This is a genomic window from Marinobacter mobilis (assembly GCF_900106945.1).
Lineage (GTDB): Bacteria > Pseudomonadota > Gammaproteobacteria > Pseudomonadales > Oleiphilaceae > Marinobacter > Marinobacter mobilis.
The window spans coordinates 89,734-115,175 of the sequence record NZ_FNNE01000005.1 but is presented as its reverse complement, the minus strand read 5'-3'; the positions used below and the strand labels follow the sequence as shown (position 1 = coordinate 115,175).

General features: G+C 59.6%; 24 protein-coding genes. 13 read left to right on the top strand and 11 right to left on the bottom strand.

Annotated features, from left to right (window positions below; all coding sequences use genetic code 11):
- Positions 1 to 2: 2 nt before the first annotated feature.
- The 3 genes from dapF to xerC all read left to right on the top strand — a co-directional run bounded on the left by dapF (position 3) and on the right by xerC (position 2,778).
- Positions 3 to 920, top strand: coding sequence for a diaminopimelate epimerase (gene dapF, locus BLV11_RS09165; protein ID WP_091812799.1), 918 nt, complete (start codon positions 3 to 5; stop codon positions 918 to 920).
- Between the two features lie 101 nt (positions 921 to 1,021).
- Entirely contained in the window at positions 1,022 to 1,768 is a 747-nt protein-coding gene (locus tag BLV11_RS09160; RefSeq protein ID WP_091812796.1) for a DUF484 family protein, read from the top strand.
- 38 nt (positions 1,769 to 1,806) lie between these two features.
- On the top strand, positions 1,807 to 2,778 hold the full coding sequence (gene xerC, locus BLV11_RS09155; RefSeq protein ID WP_281242768.1) for a tyrosine recombinase XerC: 972 nt from the start codon (positions 1,807 to 1,809) through the stop codon (positions 2,776 to 2,778).
- Between the two features lie 140 nt (positions 2,779 to 2,918).
- Here xerC and BLV11_RS09150 read toward each other — a convergent pair whose 3' ends face one another.
- Positions 2,919 to 3,152, bottom strand: coding sequence for a DUF2789 domain-containing protein (locus BLV11_RS09150; protein WP_091812794.1), 234 nt, complete (start codon positions 3,150 to 3,152; stop codon positions 2,919 to 2,921).
- 115 nt (positions 3,153 to 3,267) lie between these two features.
- Here BLV11_RS09150 and BLV11_RS09145 point away from each other — a divergent pair, with 115 nt between their 5' ends.
- Positions 3,268 to 6,000 carry a transporter substrate-binding domain-containing protein gene (locus BLV11_RS09145; RefSeq protein WP_091812792.1) on the top strand — a complete coding sequence of 911 codons (2,733 nt, stop codon included), beginning with the start codon at positions 3,268 to 3,270 and terminating at the stop codon, positions 5,998 to 6,000.
- 9 nt (positions 6,001 to 6,009) lie between these two features.
- Here the strand turns inward: BLV11_RS09145 and BLV11_RS09140 are convergent, their stop codons facing one another.
- Positions 6,010 to 6,384 carry a hypothetical protein gene (locus tag BLV11_RS09140; RefSeq protein ID WP_245725973.1) on the bottom strand — a complete coding sequence of 125 codons (375 nt, stop codon included), beginning with the start codon at positions 6,382 to 6,384 and terminating at the stop codon, positions 6,010 to 6,012.
- A 205-nt stretch (positions 6,385 to 6,589) separates the two neighbouring features.
- Between BLV11_RS09140 and BLV11_RS09135 the strand changes: the two genes are divergently transcribed.
- A complete protein-coding gene (locus tag BLV11_RS09135; protein ID WP_091812790.1) occupies positions 6,590 to 7,195 on the top strand; it encodes a hypothetical protein in 606 nt (201 codons plus the stop codon).
- On the top strand, positions 7,176 to 9,440 hold the full coding sequence (locus tag BLV11_RS09130) for a patatin-like phospholipase family protein (RefSeq protein ID WP_245725972.1): 2,265 nt from the start codon (positions 7,176 to 7,178) through the stop codon (positions 9,438 to 9,440). The genes BLV11_RS09135 and BLV11_RS09130 overlap by 20 nt, the downstream gene beginning before the upstream one ends.
- Before the next feature lie 31 nt (positions 9,441 to 9,471).
- Here the strand turns inward: BLV11_RS09130 and BLV11_RS18220 are convergent, their stop codons facing one another.
- The 5 genes from BLV11_RS18220 to BLV11_RS09105 all read right to left on the bottom strand — a co-directional run bounded on the left by BLV11_RS18220 (position 9,472) and on the right by BLV11_RS09105 (position 13,881).
- Positions 9,472 to 9,849 (bottom strand): hypothetical protein, encoded by a 378-nt coding sequence (locus BLV11_RS18220; RefSeq protein ID WP_139173221.1) that lies wholly within the window; start codon positions 9,847 to 9,849, stop codon positions 9,472 to 9,474.
- Positions 9,836 to 10,519 carry a GntR family transcriptional regulator gene (locus BLV11_RS09120; protein WP_091812784.1) on the bottom strand — a complete coding sequence of 228 codons (684 nt, stop codon included), beginning with the start codon at positions 10,517 to 10,519 and terminating at the stop codon, positions 9,836 to 9,838. Before BLV11_RS09120 ends, BLV11_RS18220 begins: the two co-directional genes overlap by 14 nt.
- 111 nt (positions 10,520 to 10,630) lie before the next feature.
- Positions 10,631 to 12,082: a cardiolipin synthase gene (gene cls, locus BLV11_RS09115; RefSeq protein ID WP_245725971.1), complete on the bottom strand. Its 1,452-nt coding sequence runs from the start codon at positions 12,080 to 12,082 to the stop codon at positions 10,631 to 10,633.
- Positions 12,079 to 13,131 (bottom strand): AraC family transcriptional regulator, encoded by a 1,053-nt coding sequence (locus tag BLV11_RS09110; RefSeq protein ID WP_245725970.1) that lies wholly within the window; start codon positions 13,129 to 13,131, stop codon positions 12,079 to 12,081. The genes cls and BLV11_RS09110 overlap by 4 nt, the downstream gene beginning before the upstream one ends.
- Positions 13,132 to 13,443: 312 nt before the next feature.
- A complete protein-coding gene (locus BLV11_RS09105) occupies positions 13,444 to 13,881 on the bottom strand; it encodes a PilZ domain-containing protein (protein ID WP_091812782.1) in 438 nt (145 codons plus the stop codon).
- A gap of 180 nt (positions 13,882 to 14,061) precedes the next feature.
- On the opposite strand from BLV11_RS09105, the gene BLV11_RS09100 reads away from it, so the two are divergent.
- A complete protein-coding gene (locus tag BLV11_RS09100) occupies positions 14,062 to 14,835 on the top strand; it encodes an alpha/beta fold hydrolase (RefSeq protein WP_091812779.1) in 774 nt (257 codons plus the stop codon).
- 13 nt (positions 14,836 to 14,848) lie between these two features.
- Here BLV11_RS09100 and BLV11_RS18310 read toward each other — a convergent pair whose 3' ends face one another.
- The gene (locus tag BLV11_RS18310; protein ID WP_175528319.1) at positions 14,849 to 14,989 is read right to left on the bottom strand and encodes a hypothetical protein; all 141 of its coding nucleotides are present in this window, start codon (positions 14,987 to 14,989) and stop codon (positions 14,849 to 14,851) included.
- 195 nt (positions 14,990 to 15,184) lie between these two features.
- On the opposite strand from BLV11_RS18310, the gene BLV11_RS09095 reads away from it, so the two are divergent.
- The 3 genes from BLV11_RS09095 (at position 15,185) to BLV11_RS09085 (ending at position 17,803) form a co-directional block, all read left to right on the top strand.
- Positions 15,185 to 16,273: an SMP-30/gluconolactonase/LRE family protein gene (locus BLV11_RS09095; RefSeq protein WP_091812777.1), complete on the top strand. Its 1,089-nt coding sequence runs from the start codon at positions 15,185 to 15,187 to the stop codon at positions 16,271 to 16,273.
- Positions 16,270 to 16,749 (top strand): acyl-CoA thioesterase, encoded by a 480-nt coding sequence (locus BLV11_RS09090; protein WP_091812775.1) that lies wholly within the window; start codon positions 16,270 to 16,272, stop codon positions 16,747 to 16,749. The genes BLV11_RS09095 and BLV11_RS09090 overlap by 4 nt, the downstream gene beginning before the upstream one ends.
- Positions 16,750 to 16,813: 64 nt before the next feature.
- Positions 16,814 to 17,803 carry an NADP-dependent oxidoreductase gene (locus BLV11_RS09085; protein ID WP_091812773.1) on the top strand — a complete coding sequence of 330 codons (990 nt, stop codon included), beginning with the start codon at positions 16,814 to 16,816 and terminating at the stop codon, positions 17,801 to 17,803.
- A gap of 12 nt (positions 17,804 to 17,815) precedes the next feature.
- Here the strand turns inward: BLV11_RS09085 and BLV11_RS09080 are convergent, their stop codons facing one another.
- Both BLV11_RS09080 and tcdA read right to left on the bottom strand, forming a co-directional pair.
- Positions 17,816 to 19,675, bottom strand: coding sequence for a cation:proton antiporter (locus BLV11_RS09080; RefSeq protein ID WP_091812770.1), 1,860 nt, complete (start codon positions 19,673 to 19,675; stop codon positions 17,816 to 17,818).
- A gap of 44 nt (positions 19,676 to 19,719) precedes the next feature.
- Entirely contained in the window at positions 19,720 to 20,520 is an 801-nt protein-coding gene (tcdA, locus tag BLV11_RS09075; RefSeq protein WP_091812768.1) for a tRNA cyclic N6-threonylcarbamoyladenosine(37) synthase TcdA, read from the bottom strand.
- A 399-nt stretch (positions 20,521 to 20,919) separates the two neighbouring features.
- On the opposite strand from tcdA, the gene BLV11_RS09070 reads away from it, so the two are divergent.
- Positions 20,920 to 21,957, top strand: a complete 1,038-nt coding sequence (locus BLV11_RS09070; protein WP_091812765.1) for an AraC family transcriptional regulator — start codon at positions 20,920 to 20,922, stop codon at positions 21,955 to 21,957.
- Positions 21,958 to 21,963: 6 nt separating this feature from the next.
- On the opposite strand, the gene speA is transcribed toward BLV11_RS09070, so the two are convergent.
- Positions 21,964 to 23,871 (bottom strand): biosynthetic arginine decarboxylase, encoded by a 1,908-nt coding sequence (gene speA, locus BLV11_RS09065; protein WP_091812762.1) that lies wholly within the window; start codon positions 23,869 to 23,871, stop codon positions 21,964 to 21,966.
- A gap of 210 nt (positions 23,872 to 24,081) precedes the next feature.
- On the opposite strand from speA, the gene speE reads away from it, so the two are divergent.
- Positions 24,082 to 24,942: a polyamine aminopropyltransferase gene (gene speE, locus BLV11_RS09060; RefSeq protein WP_091812761.1), complete on the top strand. Its 861-nt coding sequence runs from the start codon at positions 24,082 to 24,084 to the stop codon at positions 24,940 to 24,942.
- A gap of 221 nt (positions 24,943 to 25,163) precedes the next feature.
- Entirely contained in the window at positions 25,164 to 25,358 is a 195-nt protein-coding gene (locus tag BLV11_RS18495) for a DUF6316 family protein (protein ID WP_091812758.1), read from the top strand.
- The last annotated feature ends 84 nt before the right edge of the window (positions 25,359 to 25,442 follow it).

Below are 25,442 nucleotides of genomic sequence, written 5' to 3'. Positions count from 1 at the left end.
TCATGAATCAGAGCCGTCGCAGTCAGGGGCCCATGCTGACCTTCACCAAGATGCACGGACTGGGCAACGACTTCATGGTGATCGATGCCATCAGCCAGCCGTTTCGCCTGCAGCCGGAACTGATCCGCAAGCTCGCAGACCGGAACTTCGGTGTCGGCTTCGACCAGTTGCTGGTGGTCGAGCCTCCGGGAATGCCGGACGTGGATTTCCGCTACCGCATATTCAATGCCGACGGCTCGGAAGTTGAACAGTGCGGCAATGGTGCCCGTTGCTTTGCCCGTTTTGTCCGTGATTGCCGTCTGACCAATAAAAAGGTCATTCGGGTGCAGACCGCCAAGGGCGTGATTGAATTGCGGATTGGGCGTGACGGTCTGGTCAGTGTCAATATGGGCGTGCCGGAACTGGCCCCGGCCGCGATTCCCTTTGTCGCAGACAAGCCTGAGACCAGCTACACCCTGGAGGCCGACGGCCAGCGTTTTGACATCAGCGCTGTGTCGATGGGCAATCCCCACGGAGTCCTGGTGGTAGACAATGTCGACAGTGCACCGGTGGAAACCGTAGGGCCGATGCTGGAACGTCACCCGGCCTTTCCTGCCCGGGCCAATATCGGCTTTCTGCAAGTGGTTGACCGTGGCCATGCCCGTTTACGGGTCTTTGAACGCGGCGTTGGCGAAACCCTGGCCTGTGGCACAGGAGCCTGCGCTGCGGTGGTGGCCGGACGCCTGCGTGGGCTGCTCGACGAGCGGGTTGAGGTCGAGCTGCCTGGTGGGCGCCTGATCATAGAATGGTCCGGCGAGGGGGCCCCTGTTATGATGGAAGGCCCCGCGACGACGGTATTCGAGGGTCAGTTGCGGTTGCCCGCCGAGGGTTCGCCCCGTCCCCGTCGACAGAAGCGGAGCGGCGATCGTAAAAAGAAGTGAGTGCCCGGTTAGTTCCGGAACCGAGGGGCGAGAAGCCCACGATCCCAGACATCGATAGCGCAGTTTAGCCCGTTACAGGCGGGCCAGGTGAGGAGAAGGCGATGACCGAACAGACGGCCCGAGAGAAGGCCGAATCACTGACCCGTGAAGAGGTGGCCGAGTACCTGCGGGATCATCCCGATTTCTTCCTTGGTCAGGACGAATTGCTACGCAGTCTGACCCTGCCGCATGACAGTGGTCGGGCCATTTCCCTGGTGGAACGTCAGGTTCACCTGTTTCGTGAGCAGCGGGATACTCTGCGACGGGAACTGGTCGAACTGGTGTCGATAGCCCGCCATAACGACCGCCTGTTTGAGAAGAGCAAACGACTGCTGCTGCAGGTCATTGAAGCTGACAATCTGAACGAGATGGCCGCGGCCATTGATGACAGCATCCGTGGTGATTTCGGGCTTGATGCATCGTCAGTGATCCTGTTTACCGACCAGCCCCTGGCGGAGAGTCCGGAAGGAGCCCTGCAGGTGGTCAGTCCGGCGGTGGCCGATGAGCGTCTGGGCGACCTGTTAGCCGGTGACCGTGCCGTGTGTGGCCAGTTTCGTGAAAGTGAGCGCGCTTTCCTGTTTCCAGAGCGGGAAGAACCGGTGGCTTCGGTTGCTCTGGTGCCATTACGGGACAAGGAAGTGCGGGGTGTGTTTGCCATTGGCAGCAGCCAGCCCGGCTACTTCGATGAGAACATGGGCTCGCTATTCCTGACGTACATCAGTGACACCCTCAGCCGGCTGTTGCCGTCCATGATGCAGCGTTACTGTGAACCGCCGCTGGTGATGGATGTGGTGGCGGAGAATCCCTGACAGTGGCTGTCGGAGAGGCCCCCGACCGCTCGCGGCCGGTGTCCGTGACCACGGCCCTCGACGCCGCACTCGCAGAACCGGTTGAGCAATTTGTCCAGCATCTGGCGTCGGAACGGCGCCAGGCCCGACAGACCTGCCTGAACTACCGCCGTGACCTTTTGCGTCTGGCAACTTACCTTGAATCTCTCTCTCTGCCCTGGAACCAGCTCGATTGTCATGGCCTGCGTCGGTACGTGGCGGAACTGAGCCGGTCCGGGTTGTCGGGACGCAGCATTGCGCGCCACCTGTCGTCGGTACGACGTTTTTTTGATTATCTCATCCGCGAGCGACTCGCGGCTGACAATCCGGCGCTTGACGTACGGGCGCCAAAGGCCCCCAAACGTCTGCCCAGGGTTGTTGATGTCGACCAGATCAACGGATTGCTGGACAGCACCCCGGACGACCCGCTGGAGGTCCGTGACCGTGCCATGTTCGAGTTGCTGTATTCATCGGGGCTGCGTTTGTCTGAACTGGCCGGGCTGGATCTGATCGATCTGGATCGCCGCAGCGCCGAGTTGCGGGTCATGGGTAAAGGCAGCAAGGAACGTCTGCTGCCGGTCGGCCGGAAGGCGCTGACGGCTGTTCAGGGCTGGTTGCCGGTGCGGGAGCAGCTGGCCGACGGGAATGAAACGGCTCTTTTTGTCAGTCAGCGTGGTCAGCGCATCAGTGTTCGCAGTATCCAGACCCGGTTAAAGCGCTGGGGGATCGCCAAAGGCGCCGACCAGCGACTGTATCCCCACCTGCTGCGACATTCCTTTGCCAGCCACATGCTGGAATCCAGCGGTGATCTGAGGGCAGTACAGGAGTTGCTGGGCCATGCCGATATTGCCACCACTCAGGTCTATACCCACCTTGATTTCCAGCATCTGGCGCGAATTTACGACCAGAGCCATCCGCGGGCGCGGCGCCGTCATGGTGGAGAGTCAGCTGGCTCGTCAGGACAGGTCGATGATCGTCACTCTGATGACTAAAGTTGTGACGCCCGGTCGTTTACCGATTTGTTGAATGGGGTGGGGCTGAACGGGTTGCCGTTTCCTTTTCGCGGCGAGCCCGTTACGATCACCTTTACCGCAGGCCTGACCGAACTGCAGGAGACCGACGACCCGGTGACTCAGTGACGCAACATCGCGTCCAGTTCGTCGATCAGTTCGGCCCAGTCGGAATCATCGGCCAGTCCTTCGCTGAGAAAGCTCGACTGACTTTCACTCCAGAAGGGCGCGTCGGCCAGGGTCATTTCCCGCGGCAGCGGACTGTGGCGTGTCACAAACTGGGTGATGCTATTGTCATCTGAGGCCAGGCCCAGTTGCTCGAAAAGGGTACCCAAAGATCGTTTGCTGATATCCATGATGGGAATCCTTCTGCTCTCTTTCAGAATTGGCGTCGTGTTTTTTTCAATGTAGTGGATGTGATGGGGATATCCAGTGATTGCTCGCGGTACGGTTAGATTTGTTGTTTGGCTGATGGTCACGTTGAGCTCGCCGGTGCTGGCCGAGCCACCACAGTTATCCCCTGCACCGGTACTTGGTATTGACGATCTGCGCTGGCTGGGTCAGCTCACTGAGCTGAACGTCGGGGTTAGCGGTGGCCAGGTGCCGTTGGCGTTCAGTACCGTTGATGGCCAGATGGTCGGCACCTATATCGATTACCTGGATCGGATTGCCAGCAAGCTGGACCTGACGGTTGTGCAGGTGAATGCCGCAGGCGATGAGTTGGAGCGCATGTTGGACGCCGGTGAGCTTGATGCCATTGTCGTTACCCGCTTCTACGGCGAGTCCCCAAGCTCCGAGCGGGAGTTGACCGTGCCGCTGATGTCGCTGACCTACGGGTTGTTTGTCGATGCCGGTGACGCCAGTATTCGTACCCTTGGAGATCTTGAACGCCGGCGCATAGCGCTGGTGGAGAGCGATGCCAATCAGTTCCAGCTGCTGGAGCCGGTGGAAAATTTTCACCCGGTCCATGTCGCGAATATCAGCGAAGCGGTCAGCATGGTGCTATCGGGGCAGGCTGATGCTTTTATCGGGCCGGTGCCGGTGGTGTCGGATTACCTGCAGTCCGCGATGATCAACGGCATTGGCCTGGCGGTGCTGCTGGATGAATGGCCGGTTGATGTGGTGTTGGAGGTGGCGAGCGGGCGCGACCAACTGCTTCGGGTTCTGGACGGTGCGGTGGAGTCGATCAGCCATAATGAGCACCGGGAAATCCGTCAGGCCTGGCTGCCTGTTACGGTCCCTCAGGCTGGCCAGGAGCTCGATGTTACCCTGACCGAGATCGAGCGGGCATGGCTCAAGCGGAACCCGAACCTTCGGGTGGCCTTCCGTGACCATTGGCCGCCGTTCGAGTTTGCCGAAGACGGCAAGATCCGCGGCCTGGTGTCTGACCTGGTCAACCGTATCGAAGGACGGCTGGGTGTGACGTTTGCTGAGCAGCCAGTGACAGATTTGGCGCTGGCTGAGCAGCAGTTGGCCAACGGTGAACTGGATATTCTGCCGGCGTTGTCGCGGACCCCCCAGCGGGAAGGCAAGTTCCTGTTCAGCCGGCCCTACCTGACCCTCCCCATTGCCCTGGTGATTCGTGATGACGGCCGCTTTATCGGTGATCTCCGCGAGCTACGCAAAGAGCGGGTGGGGGTTGTACGTGGTCAGGCGGGGTTTGACTATCTGCTGATCAATCACCCGGACCTGGATCTTTACCCGGTGCTGAATGTGGAGGAGGGGCTGTTGGCGCTATCCAACGGTGACCTCGATGTCATGGTGACTCAGATTCCGGCCGTGAGTTACACGGTCGCCCGGCTGGGTCTCTCCAACCTGAGGATTACCAGCATAACGCCCTATGAGTATGAACTGAGGTTTGCCGTCAGCAGGGAGCGGCCGGAGCTGCTGAGAATCATCAATAAGACCCTCGGCAGTCTCGGCAGTGCTGAAACCGAAGAAATCTACAATCGCTGGATCCATCTCGATATTGAGCAGGAAACAGATTACACCGTGGTTCGTCGGGTCATCCTGATCGCCCTGGTGGTGGTGCTGATCTTCCTCTACTGGAACCGAAAGCTGTCCCGGGAAGTGGATGAGCGCATCCGCTCAGAGGAAGCCCTGCGCCGCAGTGAAGATGAACTGCGTGCCGCCAAGCAGGAAGCCGAACGGCTGGCGCGGGAGGCGGAAGGGGCCAACCGTGCCAAGAGTGAGTTCCTGGCCAACATGTCCCACGAGATCCGCACGCCCATGAATGCGGTAATCGGCTACAGCGACTTGCTCGACAAGAGCGTATCCGATCCCCGGCAGCGCAGCTATCTGGAGGCGATCCGGGCGAGCAGCCGCAGCCTGCTGATGCTGATTAATGACATCCTCGACCTGTCCCGCATTGAGGCTGGCAAAATGCCGCTGGAAATTGCGCCACTGGCCATGCGGCGCCTGCTAGACGATGTTCGCCACATCTTTGATCTGCGGGCCCGGGAACAGGGGATCACGCTTGATGTGTCGGTAGACCCGTCATTGCCGGCGGTGATGATGCTCGATGAGACCCGCTTGCGTCAGGTTCTGTTCAACCTGGTAGGGAATGCCATCAAGTTTACCCATCAGGGCGGGGTGACGGTCAGGGCGTCGACCGACCAGTGCAAGGACGATGGTGAGGCGCTGCACTGCCGGTTGCAAATCACCGTCAGCGATAGCGGCATTGGCATATCGCAGGATCAACAGGATCGTATTTTTGAGGCTTTCGAGCAGCAGGAGGGGCAGAGCAGTCGCAAGTACGGTGGTACTGGTCTGGGTCTGGCGATCAGTCGTAAGCTGGCCCGTATGATGGGGGGCGAGCTGACGGTGGTCAGTGAGTCCGGGCAAGGTTCGACCTTTACCGTATCTCTGCCGGATGTTGAGGCCTCGGAGGCGTTGGTTGAGGGTGAGGATGCGCCTGAAATCAGCGAACAGCCTTTGGTGGAAACCCTGAACATGCAGGAGCGGGGCTGGCTTCGCCATCAGCTGGCCGATGATTTTGGCGACGAATGGAAATCGGTGCGGGAGAGTGGTGACCCGGAGCAGATGCGCTACTTTGCCAGTCGCGTATTGTCCTGGGGGCAGCGCTTCCGCTCTCGTACCGTTACTCTATATGGCGAGAAGCTGTTGGCCGATGTGGATGCGTTCAATCTGGACGCAATCAATGCCGCACTGGAAGGTTTCCCCCGGTTACTGGGTGAGGACTAGCGCGTCGTCTCAGAGGCAGTCGTACTGAGACTGGCGGTCGAAAGCCACTGAGACCATGTCGTAGCCGGCATCGGACAGCGAACGGATCAGTTCGCGGTCCCGCAGCAGGGTCATGCAGGCCTTGTGGACACTGGCCTGTAACTGTTCGTGGCCGGTCGCCGGATCGATACGGAAATCGACTATCAGGTACTTGCGGTCAACGGCGGAGGCGACGGGGATGTCGGTCCGTTCGACACTCTGGTAGCCGATATAAGTGGCTTCGGCGGCGGTGAATACATCGCTCATCAGAAGGTCAATGTTTTCCGCCTGTCCCGGTACTGACACCGCCAGGCCGACCAGCAGGGCAGCGCTCTGAAATCCGGGCAAGAATCTGGGTAGCCGCATCGTCCTTGGCCTCTACGTTATGTAACCAAACAGAAAATCTTTGTTACAAAATATTGTTGCAGATAGCCGGCGAGCTTTCCCGAGTTTTTGGGACAATTTTTCAACTTTTTGCATTCTGGTTAATAAGTGAACATTTCTCCGGGCTTTGTGAGCGCAAGGGGATCAACTATGATGAACGTACCGTCGAACAGGGAGTGACTACCTCATGTTTCAGCTTGTTTTCAAGGGCGAGTGTGCCCCGGGCACCGACCTCGATGCCGTCCGTACCAACGCCCGTGCCCTGTTCAAGGCATCCCTGGAACAGGTCGACAAAATGTTCAGCGGCCAGCGGGTGGTGATCCGTAACAAACTGGATGAAGCTCAGGCGGAGAAGTATCGGCAGGTGTTGCTCAAGCATGGCATGGTGGCCCATATCGAACCGATGGCCACGGCACCGTCTGCTCCCGCTCCGCAGCCTGGCCCTGCCGCCGCGGCTCCACAGCCGCAGGCCAGCGCTGCCAGCCACTCTGACGCGGCAGAGAGTGCCACGGCTGAGGGCGTCGCCGTGGAACCGGGTGACCGCTTGCCAGTGGCGGGCGACAAGGTCGATACGATCCTGTCCGGAACCGGCCTGAGTCTTGACCCGGTGGGGGTTACCCTGGCGGAATCCGAAGACGTGGAAGCACCGATGTTTGAGCATCTCGATGACTGGACCGTTGCGCCTGCGGGCAGCGATATCGGCGTCGAGAGGGACCTGCCGCCACCGCCGGTGCCTGATACTTCCCACCTGTCACTGGCGGATGACGACAAGAGTGAACGCGGACATAGTTAACTCTGACATTGTTGCCGTGATCCGCTCCCTCGCTGTTTCAACTCTCTTTGCCCTGTTGCTGGGGGCATCCCCGCTGTTTGCTGCTGTTGTTGACGGCAGCAACGACGCTGACCCGCGTCCCCGGGTTGGCCTGGTTCTCAGTGGCGGCGGCGCCAAAGGGCTGGCCCATGTTGGGGTCCTGCGGGTACTGGAAGAGATCCGGGTGCCGGTGGACTATATTGCCGGCACCAGTGCCGGATCGGCGGTGGCGGCCTTATACGCCCTTGGCATGCCGGTGGATGAAATCGAGCAGCGTTTTATTGAACTGAACTGGAAAGCCAGTTTCCAGGATACCCCGGGCCGCCGCTATGAGCCGATTCACCGTAAGGACCAGAGCTGGCGCTACCCCTTGTCGCCAGGACTGGGGGTTCGTTCCGACGGCTTTCACCTCGGGCGGGGACTGATTTCCGGCCAGAACCTTGGCTTCATTCTCAACGGGCTCATCGCTGATGCGGCCACGGTGCAGGATTTTGACCAGCTGCCAATTCCCTATCGCGCGGTGGCCACCGATCTGGCGACCGGGCAGCAGGTGGTGATCGGTACGGGGGATCTCGCCGAGGCCATTCGTGCCAGTATGAGCGTTCCCGGAGCCTATGCGCCGGTGGAGAGGGATGGGCGGCTACTGGTCGATGGCGGCATCGCCAACAACATTCCCATCAGTGTGGTCCGCGACATGGGGGCGGACATCATTATCGCGGTGGATATCTCCGACGCGCTGCTGGACGGCCAGAACCTGCAGGAAGCGTTCTCTGTGGTGGGGCAGCTCACCACCATGCTGACTCTGGTCAATGCCCGGCCGCAGCTTGCGTTGCTGGGCGAGAACGACATTCTGCTGAGGCCGGACCTGCAGGGATTGGGCTCAGCGGACTTCTATCAGGCACCGTTGCTGATTGAACTCGGCGCGACCACTGCCCGGGATCATGCCCTGGAACTGTATGACCTCACTGTGGACGAGGCCAGCTGGGAGGCCTACCTGGAACATCGGGCGACGAGGGATTTCCGGGCCGGACCCATCACCGACATCAGAGTCACTGACCGTCCGCGGGAGGTCTCCACGGAGTTTGTGGCAGCACGAATCCGTCAACCGCTGGGTGAGCCACTGGATGTGCCCGGGCTGGAGGAAGATCTCAAGCGAATCTATAGCCTGGGCTACCACGAGACTGTCGGCTATCGGCTGTTACCGTCGGATGATGGAACGGCGCTTGAAGTGGATACTCGGGCCAAAAGCTGGGGGCCAAACTACCTCAGGTTTGGTCTGGGTTTAGAGGATAACTTCCGTTACGACACCCATTTCAATACATCGGCTGAGTTGCGAATGACCGAACTTAACAGTCGGGGCGGAGAATGGTTGACGGGACTGCAACTGGGTACTGATCCCTATTTCCGCACAGAGTGGTTTCAGCCTCTGGACTACGGCCAGGATCGCTTTGTCGCCGTGGGTGCACAATACCAGCGGGAAACGTTCAATCTGTTTGAGCCTGACGGGGAGCGGGTAGCTAAAGCAGAGCTCAGCCGTCGGCACGTGGACCTGTCGGTGGGCATGGCGCTGGGTGTCGACGGTGAGGGCCGGGTGCAGCTGGCCCGGGGGTTCACCGAGACTGATGACCTTCTGGGCGCACTGGTGTTTGAGGATGAGCGGGTGGAGCAAGGCAGTCTCGAGTTACGCCTGCTTTATGACTCTATGGACGACCCGTTCCTGCCTTCAAGTGGCGGCTTTGCCGGACTCAAGGGGCGCTTTGAACGGCCATACCTGGGCTCGGACCGCGACTACGACCGGGTGTCCATGATGTTGTCTCAGGCCGTGGGCTGGCAGAGCTACTACCTGATCGGGACACTCTACGCTGACGTGGTGACCCGGGGGCAGGCAGGGTATGAGGACTATGTCCTGCTGGGCGGGTTTCGCCGTTTAACCGGCTACAGCTATGGCGAAGTGGCCGGTCAGGATGCTGCCCTGGCCTCTCTGGCCGGTTACCGGGAGTTCGGGGGGCCGTTTGTCCCTTTCTTTGCCGGTGCCGCCTTTGAAGCTGGCAACGGCTGGGACTCCATTGGCGATGCCCGATGGGGGAATGCCCGCAAGTCGTGGAGCGTATTTGCCGGTGTTGATACGTTTCTGGGGCCGGTCCAGCTCACGACCTCCCACAGTCAGGACGAAGACTGGACCGTCACGCTCAATATTGGTTACTACCTGGGCCGGTTATTCGACTGATGGCCCCGCAGGGGTATCCGTTCCCCGCGCCCTACAGCGGGCCTACCAGATACAGCTCGGCCTCACAGGGTCCGGTCATCGGTCGCCTCAACAGTGCTTTGTACTCATCGCCTCTGGCTGCGCCCCCGGGCAGTGGGTGGAAGACAATGTCGTCGCCTGGGAAGAATTGCCATGTGGCGAGAGCGGGATTGGCCATGGCACTGGTGACAGACAGTATGGTGGCCACGCCTCTTACCTGGCTCCAGGCGCAGCGAGGGATAGGCTGGACAGGGGGCGGTGGAGTCCGGTGGGCGTTGGTGTCAGTCGTGTCCACTGGGGTGGTCGTCACCGGCGGCGTGCTCGCACAGGCGCTCAGCAAGGTCGCTGCCAACAGGGCTGCTGTTGCCCGGAGTTGGCTAGCGTGACGCATGATCGGTCTCGCCGCTTTCAAGAGAGGCGACGACGTTCTGACATTGCTGGCTGGCATAGTGCTGGATAATGTCACAGAGTCCATTGTCATCGTGCCTGGCAATCGCATCCAGCGATTGGCGCATGAACGTCAGGTTGTCGTTCAGGGTTTGGAGGCCGCCGTGAGTGAACGCGGCATAGGCGCAGCGCTTCGCTGACGGCCATAGATCTTCGATGGCTGAGACGATGAAGTGGTTATCAGCATAGGCCAATGACGCCTGAGTATATTCGATACCGAGCTCAAGGAAGGTGAGCAGGTCGTTGCCCTGATAGCAGCTCTGCATGGCGCCATAGAGCGATTCCAGGCGTTCCAGGTCACTGGCCTGGGCTTCCCGGGTCAGCTTGCGCCCGGTATGGCAGAGGTACAGTGCCATGATCTCGTAAAGGCTGCGTACGAAGAATCCGTCGAGTTCGGTGACAAACGCGCCCTTGCGAGGAATGTTCCTGACCAGATGGCGCTTTTCCAGCAACAGCAGGCCCTCGCGAATAGAGCCGTGACTGACGTCCAGTTCCCGGGCCATGGTGGTTTCATAGACGCGTTCGCCGGATTTCAGCTGGCCGAACACGATCAGGTTCTCGATGTGGCGGGCGACCTGCTCGGTCAGGGGCTCTCGGGGTTTGAAGGCTGTCATTTAGTCGTTATGGGTTAGGGGCTGGCGGCGCGCTCGTTACAGACATGGTCTCACATCTGATCCGGTGGAAAAACACCGTGGCACTATTCGCCACTGCTGGTGCAGTCACCGTTACAGCAACGGTGCCAGCAGTCTCACCGCACGACAACCAATCCGGAAGGCCAGGGAACGGTCGCGGTAGTCCCGGGCCGTCATCAGTCGGCACGCCTTCAGATCCTCCAGCAACATGTTTTCGATATCGGTAACAAAGGCTGCGGCGGTGGACAGTGCCGTGATCTCGAAATTCAGCCGCATGGAGCGGTTGTCCAGGTTGGCGGTGCCAATGGCAGCGTAACGGATATCCACCAGCACGACTTTCTGGTGCATGAAACCCTGCTGGTACTGATAGATGCCAATGCCGGCACGGCTGGCCTGAACCAGGTAGGAATAAGCGGCCAGACGGATCATCTGGTTGTCGGACTTCTCGGGGATCAGGATGCGTACATCCACGCCCCGCAGACAGGCCAATTCCAGGGCGTTGAGAATCTGCAGGTCCGGGACAAAATAGGGAGAGGCGATCCAGATACGCTCGCGGGCGTTGTTGATGCAGTTCAGAAAAAACAGGGTGCCCGTTTCATGGGAGTCGGCCGGATTGGCGGGTAGGATCAGTACGTCCTGCTCTCCGGCGGGAGGGGCGGCCATCGGCCAGTCCAGTTCTGGCAGTTCATCGCTGGCCCAGTTCCAGTCTTCCAGCCAGGCCAGTTGCAGACCCAGCACGGCCGGCCCCTGAATGCGGCAGTGGGTGTCCCGCCAGGGCTCCTGGCCCATCGCCGTACCCAGGTATTCGTCACCCAGATTAATGCCGCCAACAAAGCCGATGTTGCCGTCGCAGATCAGCAGTTTCCGGTGGTTGCGGAAATTGATCTGAAAACGGCGGCGACGGACGTTGCCATTACCGAAAGACGCAACACGGGCCCCCGCCTTCACCAGTTCACTGAAATAGTTGCGGGACAGGGAGAAGCTGCCGATGTCATCGTACAGGAACCAGACCTCGACACCCTCCGCGAGTTTGCGTTGGAGTATGGATTTGATGCGTTGTCCCACCCGGTCGGAGCGAACGATGTAAAACTCCAGCAGAATATAGCGGGCCGCACTTTCCATGGCTTCGAACAGCGCCTGGAACGTTGCTTCGCCATCCCGCAGCACGGTGCACTGGTTGCCAGTGGTGAACGGCTGGCGGGCGAGACGGCTCAGTACCAGCAGGTCATCGCTGAATGGCCCCTGGTCAGACGCATCGTAGCTGGGCAGGGGAATTGCGCTGTTCTGGCTCTCGAAGCGGTCAAACAACGGCTGCAGCGATTGGTCGCCCATACGGCGGGCTCGGACATAACCGCTGAATCGATTGCGGCCAAAAAACAGGAACAGTGGCACGGTGACATAGGGTGCGCCCAGCAGCCCCATTATCCAGGCGATCGCACCGGGCGCGGTGCGATAGGTCAGTAGCACCCGGTACACGCAGACGAAGGCGACCGCGTACAGCAGGAACAGGCCAAGGGCAATCAGCGACGACAGATCCTTGGTCACAGGGGCGGCTCCTGATGTTGGTGTTGGGCCCGGTAATGGGCCGGGGCTACGCCGGTCCAGCGCTTGAAGGCCCGGCTGAAGGCGCTCAACTCCGAGAAGCCGAGCAGGAAGGCTATCTCGCCCAGGGCGTACTGGTTGCCGGCGACATAGCGCAGTGCCTTATCCTTGCGAACCTCCTCGACCATGTCGTGAAAACTGATGCCTTCCTTCTTGAGCCGCCGGTACAGTGTCTGGCGACTCATGTGGCATTGCTGGGCGAGGGTGTCGGCATTGATGCGATCCGTGGACATTTGCCGGGAGATCATGCGGCGCACCTTGCGGCTGAAGGTTTTTTGCGGCTGCCAGCGGGCCAGGATGGTGTTGACCTGCCGCAGAACCGCGGAATAGATATAAGGATTGCGCCGGGGAATGGGGTGGCTGAGGTGGCGGTTGTCAAAGGCGACCCGGGTGACTGGGGCGTCGAAGGTAATGTTGCCGCCTAACAAGCGATGGTATTCATCGGCGTACGCTGGCGCGGGGTGGGCCAGCTCTATCCAGTCGGCGTGAAAGTCCGCAAGAATGAAGTGACGGGTTCTCGCGATGGCCGACGCCAGGGTGCGGTCCATATCCTGACGGCAGTAGTGTTGCGGGCTGTCCGGTTGCCAGCTGAGAATGGTCTGGTCTTCGGTTTGTTCCAGGCTGAGGCTGATGGACTCATTGATCAGCCGGTGCAGACGCACGTACTGGGCTACGGCATCGCCCAGGGTGTCGCAGTTGAAAAAGACGTGCCCGACCAGCCCCATACTTTCAGGATCAACGGACGCTCCGGCATGCAAACCAATAGCGGGGTCAGCGCAGGCCGCCTCGGCGTAATGCCACAGGGCGTAGTAGCGATCAGCATCCATCCGCTGATCCGGTCCCTGAAGCTGACTGGTGGGTGTCCCGAGGATCTGACAGACCGCTTCCATGTCGCCCAGTCCCTTGCGCTTCAGGTACGACACCAGAGCCAGGATGCTGGAGGCAGCGACCTGGGGCGGGGTGTCGTTGTTTGGTTGGTCAGCGCTATCCACGAGGGTCGCCTTGTCAAAGAATCAGTTTGACCGAAATGTTGTTACGAAATGTCAAATGTATGGGTCAGCCTGTCAAGGGGTTGTCACAGGTTTAACGATACCATCTGTTGTACGGTTACAGAGATTTTGAATGCATCTACGGGAGGTGATTTGTATGGAAAGCACAATTTTCGTCCCCCATGACGAACTGGAACGTGAAAACTGCAAGGCATTGGCGGAATACCTGAGCAGCATGTATTTCTGCTGAGTATTCGCTACAGACATAACCCTTTCGAGGGGCCGGAGTCATCCGGCCCCTTTTTTTTGCTGCCACTAACGACCTGAAGGACTCTCGAGGGGCTGGATCCGCAGGCGAAGCTTTTCGCTGCGCTCAAGGATGCCTTCAATCCGCCCGAGCTGAACCCGAGTCTGTTCGGACTTCATGGCGCGGTTGGCGCCAAAATCAAATTCCAGACCAAGCACCTGTTGGCCATTGCCGCCATCGCGGACATTGCGAACCGTAGCGATCAGGCTGTCGAGACTCAGGGAGCCGGCCTCCATCGACAGCATTGCCTGTAACTCCAGGCTGTCACCTTCGCGGATAGCCCCAGGTTCGTTGGTCAGCAAGGATAAGCCGTTGCGGCTGAAGTCCCGGCCTTCGGCTGGTTGATAACGGTTGAACAGGCCTTTGCGGGGGCGCCAGGCCAACGCCAGGGTGGCGGCTGGCATACGGCGAAGTCGGCGTCGCTCCATCCGTTGCGTCTCGTTCATGGCTTTGGGGTTCCTGTATCGATTTCCGGCGGGCAGAGGTCCGCGCGGATGGATTGGTGGGTGGTTCTCATTCGGTGGTAATGTATCCTGCGAAACTTTCCCCGGGCGCGATGAATTCCACAAAATACAGTCGCGGCGGGGACTTGTGTCACAGTCCTGGCGGGAATTTAAGGAGTTACCATGACGGTCAGTCTCAACCACCGTATTACCGGCAGCGGGCAGCCGCTGATTCTGCTGCATGGCCTGTTCGGGTCGCTGGAGAACCTCGGCGGTATCGCCCAGAGGCTTCAGGACCAGTTCCAGATTCATGCCCTCGACCAGCGCAACCATGGCCGCTCACCTCACACTGACAGTATGGATTACCCGTCGATGGCGGCAGATGTGCTGGCGTATATGGATCAGCAGGGGTTGGATAAGGCGAGCCTGCTGGGGCACTCCATGGGGGGGAAGGTCGCCATGCAGGTGGCGCTGCAGGCGCCATCACGGGTGGACCGACTGATTGTGGCTGATATTGCCCCGGTCACTTACCAGCCTCGTCACGATGCGATTATGGAGGGGCTGTCGGCGCTCGATCCAGAGCGGATTGGCAGCCGTCAGGAAGCCGATCGGGCGCTGGCCGAATACGTTGAACTGCCGGCCATACGCCATTTCCTGCTGAAGAACCTGCAGCGAGCCAGCGGATCCGACGGGTTCCGCTGGCGGCTTAACCTGCCGGTCATTCAGGCCTGTTACAACAACCTGGCGGCGGCTCCGGTCTCCGACGGTTGTTTCGAGGGCCCGGTGCTGTTCCTCAAAGGCGAACTGTCTGCCTACATCCAGGAAAAACACCGACCCGAAGTCGCACGACTGTTTCCGAATGCAACCCTGCGTATTGTCTCCGGCACCGACCATTGGCTTCACGCCGAGAAGCCGGATACGGTTGCTGCACTGTGTCGCCAGTTCCTGAACGGGTGAGTGTTCGCCGGACTCAGGCTTCGGCTTCGCAGGAGTGTGACTTGTTGAGGTCGGCGATTTTGCGGTCGAAGAAGGTTTTGGCACTGTAAACCACGCCGCCGAGAACCATCAGTGCGGCGAAGGTGAACGCGGGAGAAGAAATGTCATACAGCATGGGCTGCTCCGGTATAAAGATGGCTTTTGCGGCGAGCCGCTCAAAAAATGACCAGCACTATACCCGAGCCAGATATTGGCATCAAGGGCCCCGCTGACGCATCGTGTCGCTCGATGACAACTGTCCCCAGTGACGCGACTACGGTACGATCAGGAATAGATAAATGATTGATAACCATAAAAAAGGAACTTGGGTATGCGGTGGCTTTTGATCCTGTTTCTGGCTCTGTTTATGATGATTGGGGGCTTTCTGCTGACGCCAACGCCGATTGACAGTCAGAGCTGGCAGGCGCCGGTTCCTCCGGCGCTGTCTGGTGTCTTGGCGCCTAACGAGGCCTTGCAGCAGGCGGAGTTGCTGGCCAAGGGGCAGGTCTATGGCCCAGAGGACTCCGCCGAAGACAGCGAAGGCCGGATCTACGCTGGCACCCAGGACGGCAAAGTTGTGCGGGTTTGGCCTGATGGCCGGGTCGAGGATTGGGTTGAGACCGGTGGCCGCCCACTCGGTATGGTGTTTGATCGCCGCGGCAACCTGATCGTCGCGGATGCCTGGAAAGGTCTGCTGAGCATCGATCCCGAGGGTGCGGTGCGGGTGCTGTCCCGTGAAGCCGGGGGCGTACCGTTCCGCTTCACCGATGACGTCGATATCGCGCCGGATGGCCGTATCTATTTCACCGACGCCAGCTCTCGCTTCGTGCAGCCGGAATACAAACTCGATCTGCTGGAAATGCGTCCCCACGGCCGCCTGTTGCGCTATGACCCGGCGACCAGGCGCACGGAAACCTTGTTGAGTAACCTCTACTTTGCCAATGGGGTGGCGGTATCACCCGACGGCACTTACCTGCTGCTCAACGAAACCTGGAAATATCGTATCCTCAGGGTCTGGCTGACGGGCCCGAAAGCCGGACAGACCGAGGTTTTTGCCAATAACCTCCCAGGATTTCCGGACAACCTCGCGGTGGACGAGCAGGGGCGGTATTGGGTTGCCTTCCCATCACTGCGCGACGAAAAAATCGATTTCATGCATGGTCATCCCTGGCTCAAGGAGCTGGTTGCCAAGTTGCCGGGCTGGCTGCAGCCGAAACCGAAGCCCTATGGTCTGGTGGTGGCGTTTGACGGTCGGGGCCAGCCTCTGGTCAGCCTGCACGATACCGGAGGCCAGCAATTGCAGGAGATTACCTCGGTCAATCCCAGTGGTGGCTATCTATACTTTGGTTCACTTCACAACGACCGCATTGGTCGGCTAGCGTTGCAGTCCGTTCCTGGACTTGCAGAAGGTGGACTATGACAGGGAAAGACGAGCCGGTTGACTGGGATTTACCCGAACCGTACATCATGGAAATCGAGGTTACCGATGCCGATACCGATCGGCTGGGGCACGCCAACAATGTGGTTTATGTGCGTTGGCTCGAAGACATCAGTTGGGCGCACATTGAAAGCCTGGGCATGACCTGGGATCGTCATGAAGCCACCGGCAAGGCGATGGCGATTACGCGCACTGAAATCGATTATCTGGCTCCAGCCAATGCCGGTGATCATCTGCTCCTTGGCACCTGGCTCACGGACTTCGATGGTCGTTTCCGTTCTGCTCGAGAGTTCCAGCTGGTGCGGCCTGCCGATGGCAGAACCCTGGTGCGGGCGAGGTCTGCTCACGCCTGTGTCGATCTCAAAAGTCAGCGTCCCACCCGGGTCCCCAAGGAGTACGGCGAAATTCTTTCGGCGGCCATGACTGCCGGTGGCAAGGGCCTGCCCGGCAAGGGTTAGGCGCGCTGCTGCAATTATCTGCTAGGCTGGAATGAAGCCTTCCCTGTCTGCGCTGGAGACTGCCATGGATAACCTGACTGTGCCCCCTGAGTCCGGAGAAATGCGTCGTATCGTCTACCATCAGTTTGGTGAGGCCGATCAGCTGCAACTGGAGCCGGCCGCAGTGCCGCAACCGGGCTCTGGTCAGGTCTGTGTCCGGGTCGCCGGCGCCGGGCTGAATCCGATTGACTGGAAAACCCGCAAGGGCCTCGGCTTTGCCGCCCAGCAAATTGGCTCGCGGCTGCCCTGGACGCCGGGCTACGACATGGCCGGAGAAGTGGTATCGGTGGCAGAGGATGTGAGTACGCTGGCGCCCGGGGATCGGGTCATGGGGATGATCGGCTTCCCCGCAGACGGCGGTGCCTACGCCGAGTATGCGCTGGCGGGGGCGGATGAACTGGCCATCGTTCCGGAAGAGCTTGATCTGGTGGCCGCCGCAGCGGTGCCGCTGGCGGCCCTGACCGCCTGGCAGGCGCTGTTTGAAGTCGCCAAGCTGGAGCCTGAGCAAAAGGTGCTGATCCATGCCGGCGCCGGTGGAGTGGGCCACTTTGCCATCCAGTTTGCTCTGGTCCGCGGGGCTCATGTGATTGTGACGGCGTCTGCGGCGAACAAGGATTTCCTGGACGGCCTCGGGGTACACGAGGTTATTGATTACACCAGTACGGATTTTGTCGATGAGTGCTACGGTCTGGATGTGGTGCTGGACTTGCTGGGGGGGGAGGTTGGCAAGCGCTCACTCCACACTCTGAGCGAACACGGTGTGCTGGTGACGATTCCCACGGTGACGGCGGACGACATTATCTCCGCCGCCGAAGCCATGTCCCTTCGTGCCCACGGTATGACCGTGCGGCCGGAAGTCTTTCACCTTGAGGAAATCGCAGAGCTCATTGAAGACGGCGATGTCCGGGTGCATATCGATCAGGTGTTTCCGTTGGCCGAGGCCGCTGCCGCCCATCGCCTGCTGGAGCAGGGCCATGTTCGCGGCAAGCTGGTGCTGGATTGCCGGGCGCCCTAGCGCGCCCGGCACTCAGGCATTCTGGGTCTTCGGGTTATCCTGGGGCTCGGCCGGAACGTCCTTCTCTTTACGTTCCTTGGGTGGCTGCGGTGGCACCAGACAGATCAGCGTCCAGTCCTTCTCTGGCTTCAGTGCTGAGTCGCTGGTAACGGGCTGGATTCGCCCGCGATTGTCCAGAGTGAACAGGACCAGGGCCTGGTTGTCGTACTGGGCCTGGAATGCCTCGAAGCTGAAGGCGTCACTTAATTGTGGGGTCTTCACCGTATAGCCCTTGCTGACCATGCTGGCCATCTTGGCGTAACTGACGTCGCCGAACAGTCCCCGGGTTCGCTGTATTTTTTCTGCGGTCTGGTGCCGTGCCAGCTGATCCTGATCCCCCTCTGACAGGCTGAACACGTGATTCTTGCCGAACCAGTCGAGGAAGTGATAGGTCGCCAGGGTATTGAGCTGCTTGTAGGGAGAGATCACCAGCAGATTACCCAGACCGGTGAAATCCAGGTGGGTGGTCGCATGCTCCGACACCGGATTGCCGAAGTAGGTCTGCAGGTTGTCCATCCGCGCCAGTCGGACATTCTCCCAGTTGGTGTCGGTGAGGGTAACGGGTACATCGTACTTGCGCAGGGCCAGGGCAATCTGGCGCGCTACCTGGTTGGCACCGAGAATCAGGTAGCCGTAGTCAGCCGGCTCGGCGACCTTGAGCAGTTGTGCAACTGGCCGTGCGGTCAGACTCTGCAGGGTAACGGTGGCAATAATCAGGATGAATACCAGTGGAACCAGGGCTGCGGCACTGTCATACCCCACCTTCTGAAGCTGGAAGGCAAACAGTGCGGAAACCGCTGCCGCTACAATACCGCGAGGGGCCACCCAGCTGAGGAACAGCTTTTCGCGCCAGTTAAGGTTGGTGCCCAGGGCTGCAAGGAAAATGCTCAGCGGCCGAGCAATCAGGATCAGTGCCGCCAGCACCAGCAGCAGGTTCCAGCCGAGGCTGGCAATGGATTCGAACTCAATGCGGGCGGCAAGGATGATGAACAGCCCGGAGATCAGCAGGACGCTGAGCGACTCCTTGAACTCAAGAACGTTATCGATCGGCACCTGTTTCATGTTCGCCATCCAGATGCCCATGACTGTGACGGTCAGCAGGCCGGACTCGTGGGCAAGCTCGTTGGACAGGGCGTAAACCCCCAGCATGAAGGTCAGGGTGCCGGCGTTGTGGAGGTACTGCGGTAACAGGTGCTTGCGCAGTGCGACGCCGTTCAGCCAGCCGGCCACGGCACCGATCAGGAAGCCTACCAATAGGGTCTTGCCGAAGATAAACAGGGAGTGGCTGAACACGTTGCCCTGGCCCCAGGAGACAATTCCCTCGAAAACCAGCACCGCCAACAAGGCACCCACCGGGTCGATGATTATGCCTTCCCAGCGCAGGATGTTGGCCAGCTTTGAGGTTGGGCGTACCGAACGCAGCAGCGGGACAATCACCGTGGGCCCGGTGACAATGGAAATGGCGCCGAACAGTAACGCCACTTCCCAAGGCAGATCCAACGCCCAGTGGGCCGCCAGGGTACCAATGGTGCAGGTGACCAGTGAGCCAATGGGAATCAGGTTTCTCACCATCTTGCCGTGGCCCTTGATCTCCTCGTAGCGCAGGGTCAGGCTGCCCTCGAACAGGATGACCGCCACCGCCAGCGACACCATCGGGAACAACAGATCACCGAACAGCGGTTGTGGGTTGAGCCAGCCCAGCATTGGGCCGGCAACGATACCGCCGGCCAGAAGAAACAGGATCGCGGGCATACGGACCCGCCAGGCGAGCCATTGGCAGAACAGGGACAATACGCCGATGCTGGCGAGGAGCATTACGATGCTGGCGGACATAGAGGGATCAGATCCGTTGAGTGGATAAAGTGAACAGGTAAGCCCTAACTATCGCCAAGGCGCGCTTTCCTTGCAATGCGGTTGATCAACCGGGAGGCCCCCACAAAGCCAAAGGTGGCGGTTACCGGGCTGGCGGCGCCGAAGCCCGTGGCGCAGTCCAGTCGAACCGGACCGCTGGTATCCGGCTTTTGCAGACAAACCTCACCGTCACCGGCAGGGTAGGTGAGTTGTTCCAGGGAATACACGGCCTCGATGCCAAAGCGCCGTTTCGGATTGCGCGAGAAACCGTATTCCCGTCGCAACAGGTTGCGCACCTTGGCCAGCAGCGGATCCTGGGTTGTGCGGCTCAGATCGGCGACCTGGATCTGGGTCGGATCCATCTGCCCGCCGGCTCCCCCGGCGCACACCAGGGGAATCTTGCGGCGCTGGCAATGGGCGATCAACGCCGCCTTGGGTTTGACGCTGTCGATGGCGTCGATTACTCCGCTGACGTCCTCGCCCACGAGATCGGCCACGTTTGCCGGGGTCAGAAATCCGAAGTGGGGACGAATGTCGGCTTCAGGATTGATCGCCCGCAGGCGCTCGGCCAGGGCGTCGGTCTTGGTGCGGCCGAATTGGCCGCTTAGGGCATGGGACTGGCGGTTGGTGTTCGACACACAGATGTCATCCATATCCACCAGGGTGATGGTGCCGATGCCGGTGCGGGCAATGGCCTCAGCCGCCCAGGAGCCAACGCCACCGAGCCCGACAATAACGATATGGGCCCGGCGGAAAGCCTCCTGGGCGCGGCGGCCATAGAGCCGTTCGATACCGCCAAAGCGGTGACTGTATTCATCAGCGGTCATGCCAATTCCCAAGAGAGACGCCTGAAGAAAGCGGGCATTGTAGCGTAGCCAGCAGCTGGCCTCTATCGTCGCGCATGCGTAATGGGTGGTTGGAGGGGCGTTGATCCGGAATCGTGGAATTGCAGGCATAAAAAAGCCACGCAAAAGCGTGGCTAAAAGCAAGATTGCTCAACCCGACGAGAGTTGAGCTGGACTAGTTCAGAGACACTAATCAACGGCGTCATTGTCTGAAACCCGGCGCTGTAGCGGAAGGTCAGAAGCTGACAAGTGTCGGTCATTTTCGGACAGGGTCTGAACTGGCTGGACTGTCGCCGTTGCCGGGGCGTTGGGGTGATTGCCGGTTGTCGTGGCGCAGGCTACTCTTGTCTGGGTAAATTTTGGACAGAATCAGGGGCATCGATGCTTTCATCCGGAGTGGCAGTGGATTTGCCGGTTATCAAGGCGCATTACGCGGATATCCTTTGCCAGCTGGTGGAAGAGAAGGGCGCGTCCCGGGGCACGTTGCTGACCGCGGCGGATATCCGGCCTTCGGCGTTGAGCCATCCTGATAACCTGATCACCGTTAGCCAGTTCGTGGCGCTGAATCGGGCGGCGCTGGTGCTCAGCGATGATCCGGCCCTGGGGCTGGAGTACGGTCGCCGGTTGAAATTCACCACCCACGGTGCACTGTCGCAAGCCGCCATCAGCAGTGAAACCATTGAAGAAGCGCTCAAGGTGCTGATCAAGTACTTCCGTGTGCGCTTCGTCTACATGGACCTGGATTTTTTTGTCGATGGTGACGACGCGGTCATTCAGCTGAAAGTCCGGCACGATCTGGAAGACCTCTACGTCTTCAATGTCGAGGTGGTGCTGGCCTCACTGATGGATGTCAACCTGTTGCTGTTTGGCACCTGTTTGCTGGATGGCGGCTCCTGTCGCCTCAGTTATCCCAGCCCGGGGCACGACAAGGCGTATCAGTCGATGTTCGGGGCAGCGGTCAGCTTTTCGGCCGGTGCCAATCAGTTGCGTTTCCGCAAGAAGTATCTGGGTTTGCCCATCGCGTTGTCCAATCCGGTCGCACGGCGGGTGGCGGAAGAACAATGCGAGGAAGAATTACGGCATCTGGAGGCCAACCTGACGGTGTCTGGACGGGTGCAGCGCCAGCTGGAGTCCGTGCGCTGGGGGCGATTGCCAGGTCTGGAAGCCATTGCCGACAGTCTCGGCGTGTCGTCACGAACCCTGCGGCGTCAACTCAGTGCCGAAGGTGCGAAATTTCAGGCCATCCTTGACCGGGTCCGCCACACCAAGGCGACGCTGCTGTTGCAAACCTCGCCCCTGAGCATTGATGAAATTGCCGACCGGCTGGGCTACAGCGATCCCTCAAACTTTGGTCGCGCTTTCCGAAAATGGGAGGGGGTGTCCCCTTCGGTCTACCGGGCGACCGTCAGCGCCAGCTAGTGCCTCTCAGTCTTCCAGATAGGTATAGCCGTACAAGCCATTTTCCAGTTCCGTCAGCAGGGCCTCCTGGCTCTCGGCTGTCAGGTCACTGTGGGCAAATTTGCGGCGGTAGGCCTGAAGCAGTGCGTCGGGTTCAAAATTAACGTATCGTAGTACCTTGGCCACGGTATCGCCAGCGATGGTTTCGCTGATGTCGTAACTCCCGTCTTCGGTTCTGCGAATGTCAACGGAATGAGTATCACCGAACAGGTTGTGCATGTCCCCGAGAATTTCCTGGTAGGCCCCGGTCATGAAGAACCCAAACAGTTGCGGTTCGTCGCGGGTCCATTCGGGAATTGGCAAGGTGGTTTCCACGCCCTGGCCGTCAACGTAGAGGTCGATCCGGCCGTCTGAGTCACAGGTAATGTCCTGGATAACCGCCCGCCGGGTGAAGGGCTGGTCAAGGCCGCTTAGGGGCAGTACCGGAAAGATCTGGTCAATGCCCCAGACGTCTGGGAGCGACTGGAACAGCGAAAAGTTGACGAACAGCTTGTCGGCCAGTTTCTCGTTCAATTCGTCCAGGATTTCACGGTGGCCACGGCTGCCGCTGTTCAGCTGCTGCTGTAACAGGCGGCAACAGGCGGTGTAGAGCTTTTCAGCATCCGCCCGGTGCCGCAGGGATACCAGGCCGTGCGCAAACTGGGCGTGAACGTCGGTAATGGCATGGACCACGTCGTGGAAGATCTCCACCCGTGACCGCGGCGAGCGCGGGTCCTGCAGGTGTTCCAGGTCACGCCAAAGATCCAGCAGAGGCTGCGGCGCCTGCTCGTCGGGCTCTGACACGCAGCCGGATTCCGGCTGTTCCCGGTCAATCACGTTGGTGATCAGCACCGCGTGGTGGGCCGTGAGGGCCCGGCCGGATTCGCTGATCAGGTCCGGATGGGGGATGCCGGCACGCTCGCATTCCGCCTGCAGGGTGTGGATCACATTGTAGGCATACTCTTCAACACTGTAATTCATCGAACAGCTGCTGCGGGTCCGGGTGCCTTCGTAATCGACTCCGAGGCCGCCGCCGATGTCCACCGTGGTCACTGGCGCGCCGAGTTGCCGAAGTTCGCTGTAGAAGCGGGCACATTCCCTCAGCCCGGTCTGGATATCGCGGATGTTGGCGATCTGGGAGCCGAGGTGAAAGTGCAGCAGCTGCAGCGAGTCCAGGGCACCGGCCCGGGTCAGGGTTTCGGTCAGATCCAGCACCTGGCTGGCCGAGAGCCCGAACTTGGATTTCTCGCCCCCGGTATTCTGCCAGTTACCCTTGCCAATGGTTGCCAGACGGGCGCGCACGCCAATCAGCGGTTTGACATTGAGTTTGCGGGCTTCTTCCAGAATCAGCGTCAGTTCCGACTTCTTTTCCACCACAATAAACACCCGGTGGCCGAGGGCCTGGCCGATCAGGGCCAGACGAACGTACTCGCGGTCCTTGTAACCGTTGCACACGATCACCGAGCCGGGCATGCACAGGGCCAGTACGGCCATCAATTCGGGCTTGCTGCCCGCTTCAAGACCAATCTGGTTCTGGCTGGCAGCGGGTTCAGAGCGGATCAGTTCCTCGACAACCCGCCGTTGCTGGTTCACCTTGATGGGGTAGACCGCGGTGTAGCGTCCCTGATAACCCTGCTTGGCCGCAACGCCGTTGAAGGCATTGCACAACCGGTTGACCCGGTCATGGAGAATGTCGGTAAAGCGCACCAGTACCGGCAGCTGGAGTCCTCGCCCGGCGAGGGATGCTGCCAGCTGGGTGAGGTCGATAGCGCTGCCGCTGACACCCCGGTCGGGCTGGATCTGGACATTGCCCTGATCATTGACGGCAATGTAGCCATCGCTCCAGTGGGGGATGTTGTAGGTCAGTGTTGCATGGCTGGCGGAGGCGTCTGTCATCGCGCGTATTACCTGATCCTGAAAGCATCGCCGGCCCGGTGCCAGCGTATTGGCGCCATTGTATGGCTTCCCGGGGCCGGCTAAAAGATGGTGGATGAAAACTTCGTTGCCAATCATGCGAGGTAACGCTTCTGATCGGCGAATTAGACACATACAATAGCGGAATATCTGGCCCGCACGACGGGCGTACACTGGGAATTGGAGACAGGCATGACCACGCTGAACGACGGTTGGTTCACGGAAGTATTTCAGAACGAGGGGACCGCATTTTCCCTCAAGGTTCGTGGCAAGTTGCATGAGGAGCAGAGCGAATTCCAGAAGCTGGAAATCTACGATACCGAAACCTTCGGCAACCTGATGGTGCTCGATGGTTGTGTCATGCTCACTGCCCGGGACAACTTCCTCTACCACGAGATGATGACCCACCCGGCGCTGTTCACCCACAAGAATCCTCGCAAGGTGGTGATCATCGGTGGTGGGGACTGCGGCACCCTGAAAGAAGTGCTCAAACACCCGGATGTGGAAGAAGCCTGGCAGGTGGAAATCGATGAGCGGGTAACCCGTGTGTCAGAGCAGTATTTCCCGGAACTGTGTGAATCCAATGGTGACCCGCGAGCCAACTTCTTCTTTGGCGATGGTGTGCAGTGGATGCGGGATATCGAGCCCAACAGTGTCGACCTGATCATCATCGACAGCACGGACCCGGTCGGCCCGGCGGAAGGGCTGTTTGCGCTCGATTTCTATCGTGACTGCATGCTTGCGCTGCGGGACGGAGGCATCGTGGTGCAGCAGAGCGAATCACCGTTGCTGCACACGGAGACCATTATCCGGGGCATCCACAAGGACATGAAAACCGCCGGGCTGGCTCACGTGGTGACCCTGCCGTTCCCACAGCCGGTCTACCCGACCGGGTGGTGGAGCTGCACCATGGGAAGCAAGACCAATCCGCTGCACTATTTCCGCGAAGCCGACGCGGCTGAGCGGCCGTTTGTAACCCGTTACTACAACGAGGCCACTCATCACGCTGCACTGGCACAGCCTCAGTTCATGCGGGATGCCCTGGAAGATTAAAGGCCAGGCAGATCAGAAACCCATGTCGACAGGCATGGGTTTTTTTATGCCTTTTTAAACGCTATCGGCATAAGCGGGCAGTGCTTATTTCTGTCTGGTGTAGCATTTGTGAAACATCGTGAAATATTTCTGCATCTTGCAGGATTGCGTCGGAATGTTAACTAGAATCTTGGATGTGGATATTTTTTAGCCAGTGATTCGGCGTATCAGAGAGGTGCAGTATGGACGTACGTCATGGTGAGGAATCCAGGAGCTGGTTCCGGAGCAGTCGGTTTGTGTGCGTAAACGGTCAGTATTTCTATCAGACCCGGGAAGGCTCGACGGAAGGGCCGTTCGATTCTGCAAAAGAGGCTGAAATGGATTTGTTATTGTACCTCCGCCATGCCGAGGACTGTGTTTTTCAGGGAGTGGCTTAGCGGAGCGATCACACGCTGGGGGCAAGCTATTAATGCTGCACCGGCAAGAACAAAAAAAAGGCGCCCTGATCGGGCGCCTTTTTT

Excerpts from the sequence above, each read along its gene's own strand:
- BLV11_RS09160 (WP_091812796.1), top strand. The coding sequence starts at position 1,022 with ATGACCGAACAGACGGCCCGAGAGAAGGCCGAATCACTGACCCGTGAA.
- speE (WP_091812761.1), top strand. The coding sequence starts at position 24,082 with ATGACCACGCTGAACGACGGTTGGTTCACGGAAGTATTTCAGAACGAG.
- BLV11_RS09135 (WP_091812790.1), top strand. The coding sequence starts at position 6,590 with ATGTTTCAGCTTGTTTTCAAGGGCGAGTGTGCCCCGGGCACCGACCTC.
- speA (WP_091812762.1), bottom strand. The coding sequence starts at position 23,871 with ATGACAGACGCCTCCGCCAGCCATGCAACACTGACCTACAACATCCCC.
- BLV11_RS09140 (WP_245725973.1), bottom strand. The coding sequence starts at position 6,384 with ATGCGGCTACCCAGATTCTTGCCCGGATTTCAGAGCGCTGCCCTGCTG.
- BLV11_RS09080 (WP_091812770.1), bottom strand. The coding sequence starts at position 19,675 with ATGTCCGCCAGCATCGTAATGCTCCTCGCCAGCATCGGCGTATTGTCC.
- BLV11_RS09070 (WP_091812765.1), top strand. The coding sequence starts at position 20,920 with ATGCTTTCATCCGGAGTGGCAGTGGATTTGCCGGTTATCAAGGCGCAT.
- BLV11_RS09090 (WP_091812775.1), top strand. The coding sequence starts at position 16,270 with ATGACAGGGAAAGACGAGCCGGTTGACTGGGATTTACCCGAACCGTAC.
- BLV11_RS09085 (WP_091812773.1), top strand. The coding sequence starts at position 16,814 with ATGGATAACCTGACTGTGCCCCCTGAGTCCGGAGAAATGCGTCGTATC.
- BLV11_RS09120 (WP_091812784.1), bottom strand. The coding sequence starts at position 10,519 with ATGACAGCCTTCAAACCCCGAGAGCCCCTGACCGAGCAGGTCGCCCGC.
- BLV11_RS09150 (WP_091812794.1), bottom strand. The coding sequence starts at position 3,152 with ATGGATATCAGCAAACGATCTTTGGGTACCCTTTTCGAGCAACTGGGC.
- BLV11_RS09095 (WP_091812777.1), top strand. The coding sequence starts at position 15,185 with ATGCGGTGGCTTTTGATCCTGTTTCTGGCTCTGTTTATGATGATTGGG.
- BLV11_RS09100 (WP_091812779.1), top strand. The coding sequence starts at position 14,062 with ATGACGGTCAGTCTCAACCACCGTATTACCGGCAGCGGGCAGCCGCTG.
- BLV11_RS18310 (WP_175528319.1), bottom strand. The coding sequence starts at position 14,989 with ATGCTGTATGACATTTCTTCTCCCGCGTTCACCTTCGCCGCACTGATG.
- BLV11_RS09105 (WP_091812782.1), bottom strand. The coding sequence starts at position 13,881 with ATGAACGAGACGCAACGGATGGAGCGACGCCGACTTCGCCGTATGCCA.
- BLV11_RS18220 (WP_139173221.1), bottom strand. The coding sequence starts at position 9,849 with ATGCGTCACGCTAGCCAACTCCGGGCAACAGCAGCCCTGTTGGCAGCG.
- dapF (WP_091812799.1), top strand. The coding sequence starts at position 3 with ATGAATCAGAGCCGTCGCAGTCAGGGGCCCATGCTGACCTTCACCAAG.
- tcdA (WP_091812768.1), bottom strand. The coding sequence starts at position 20,520 with ATGACCGCTGATGAATACAGTCACCGCTTTGGCGGTATCGAACGGCTC.
- BLV11_RS09145 (WP_091812792.1), top strand. The coding sequence starts at position 3,268 with ATGGTCACGTTGAGCTCGCCGGTGCTGGCCGAGCCACCACAGTTATCC.
- BLV11_RS18495 (WP_091812758.1), top strand. The coding sequence starts at position 25,164 with ATGGACGTACGTCATGGTGAGGAATCCAGGAGCTGGTTCCGGAGCAGT.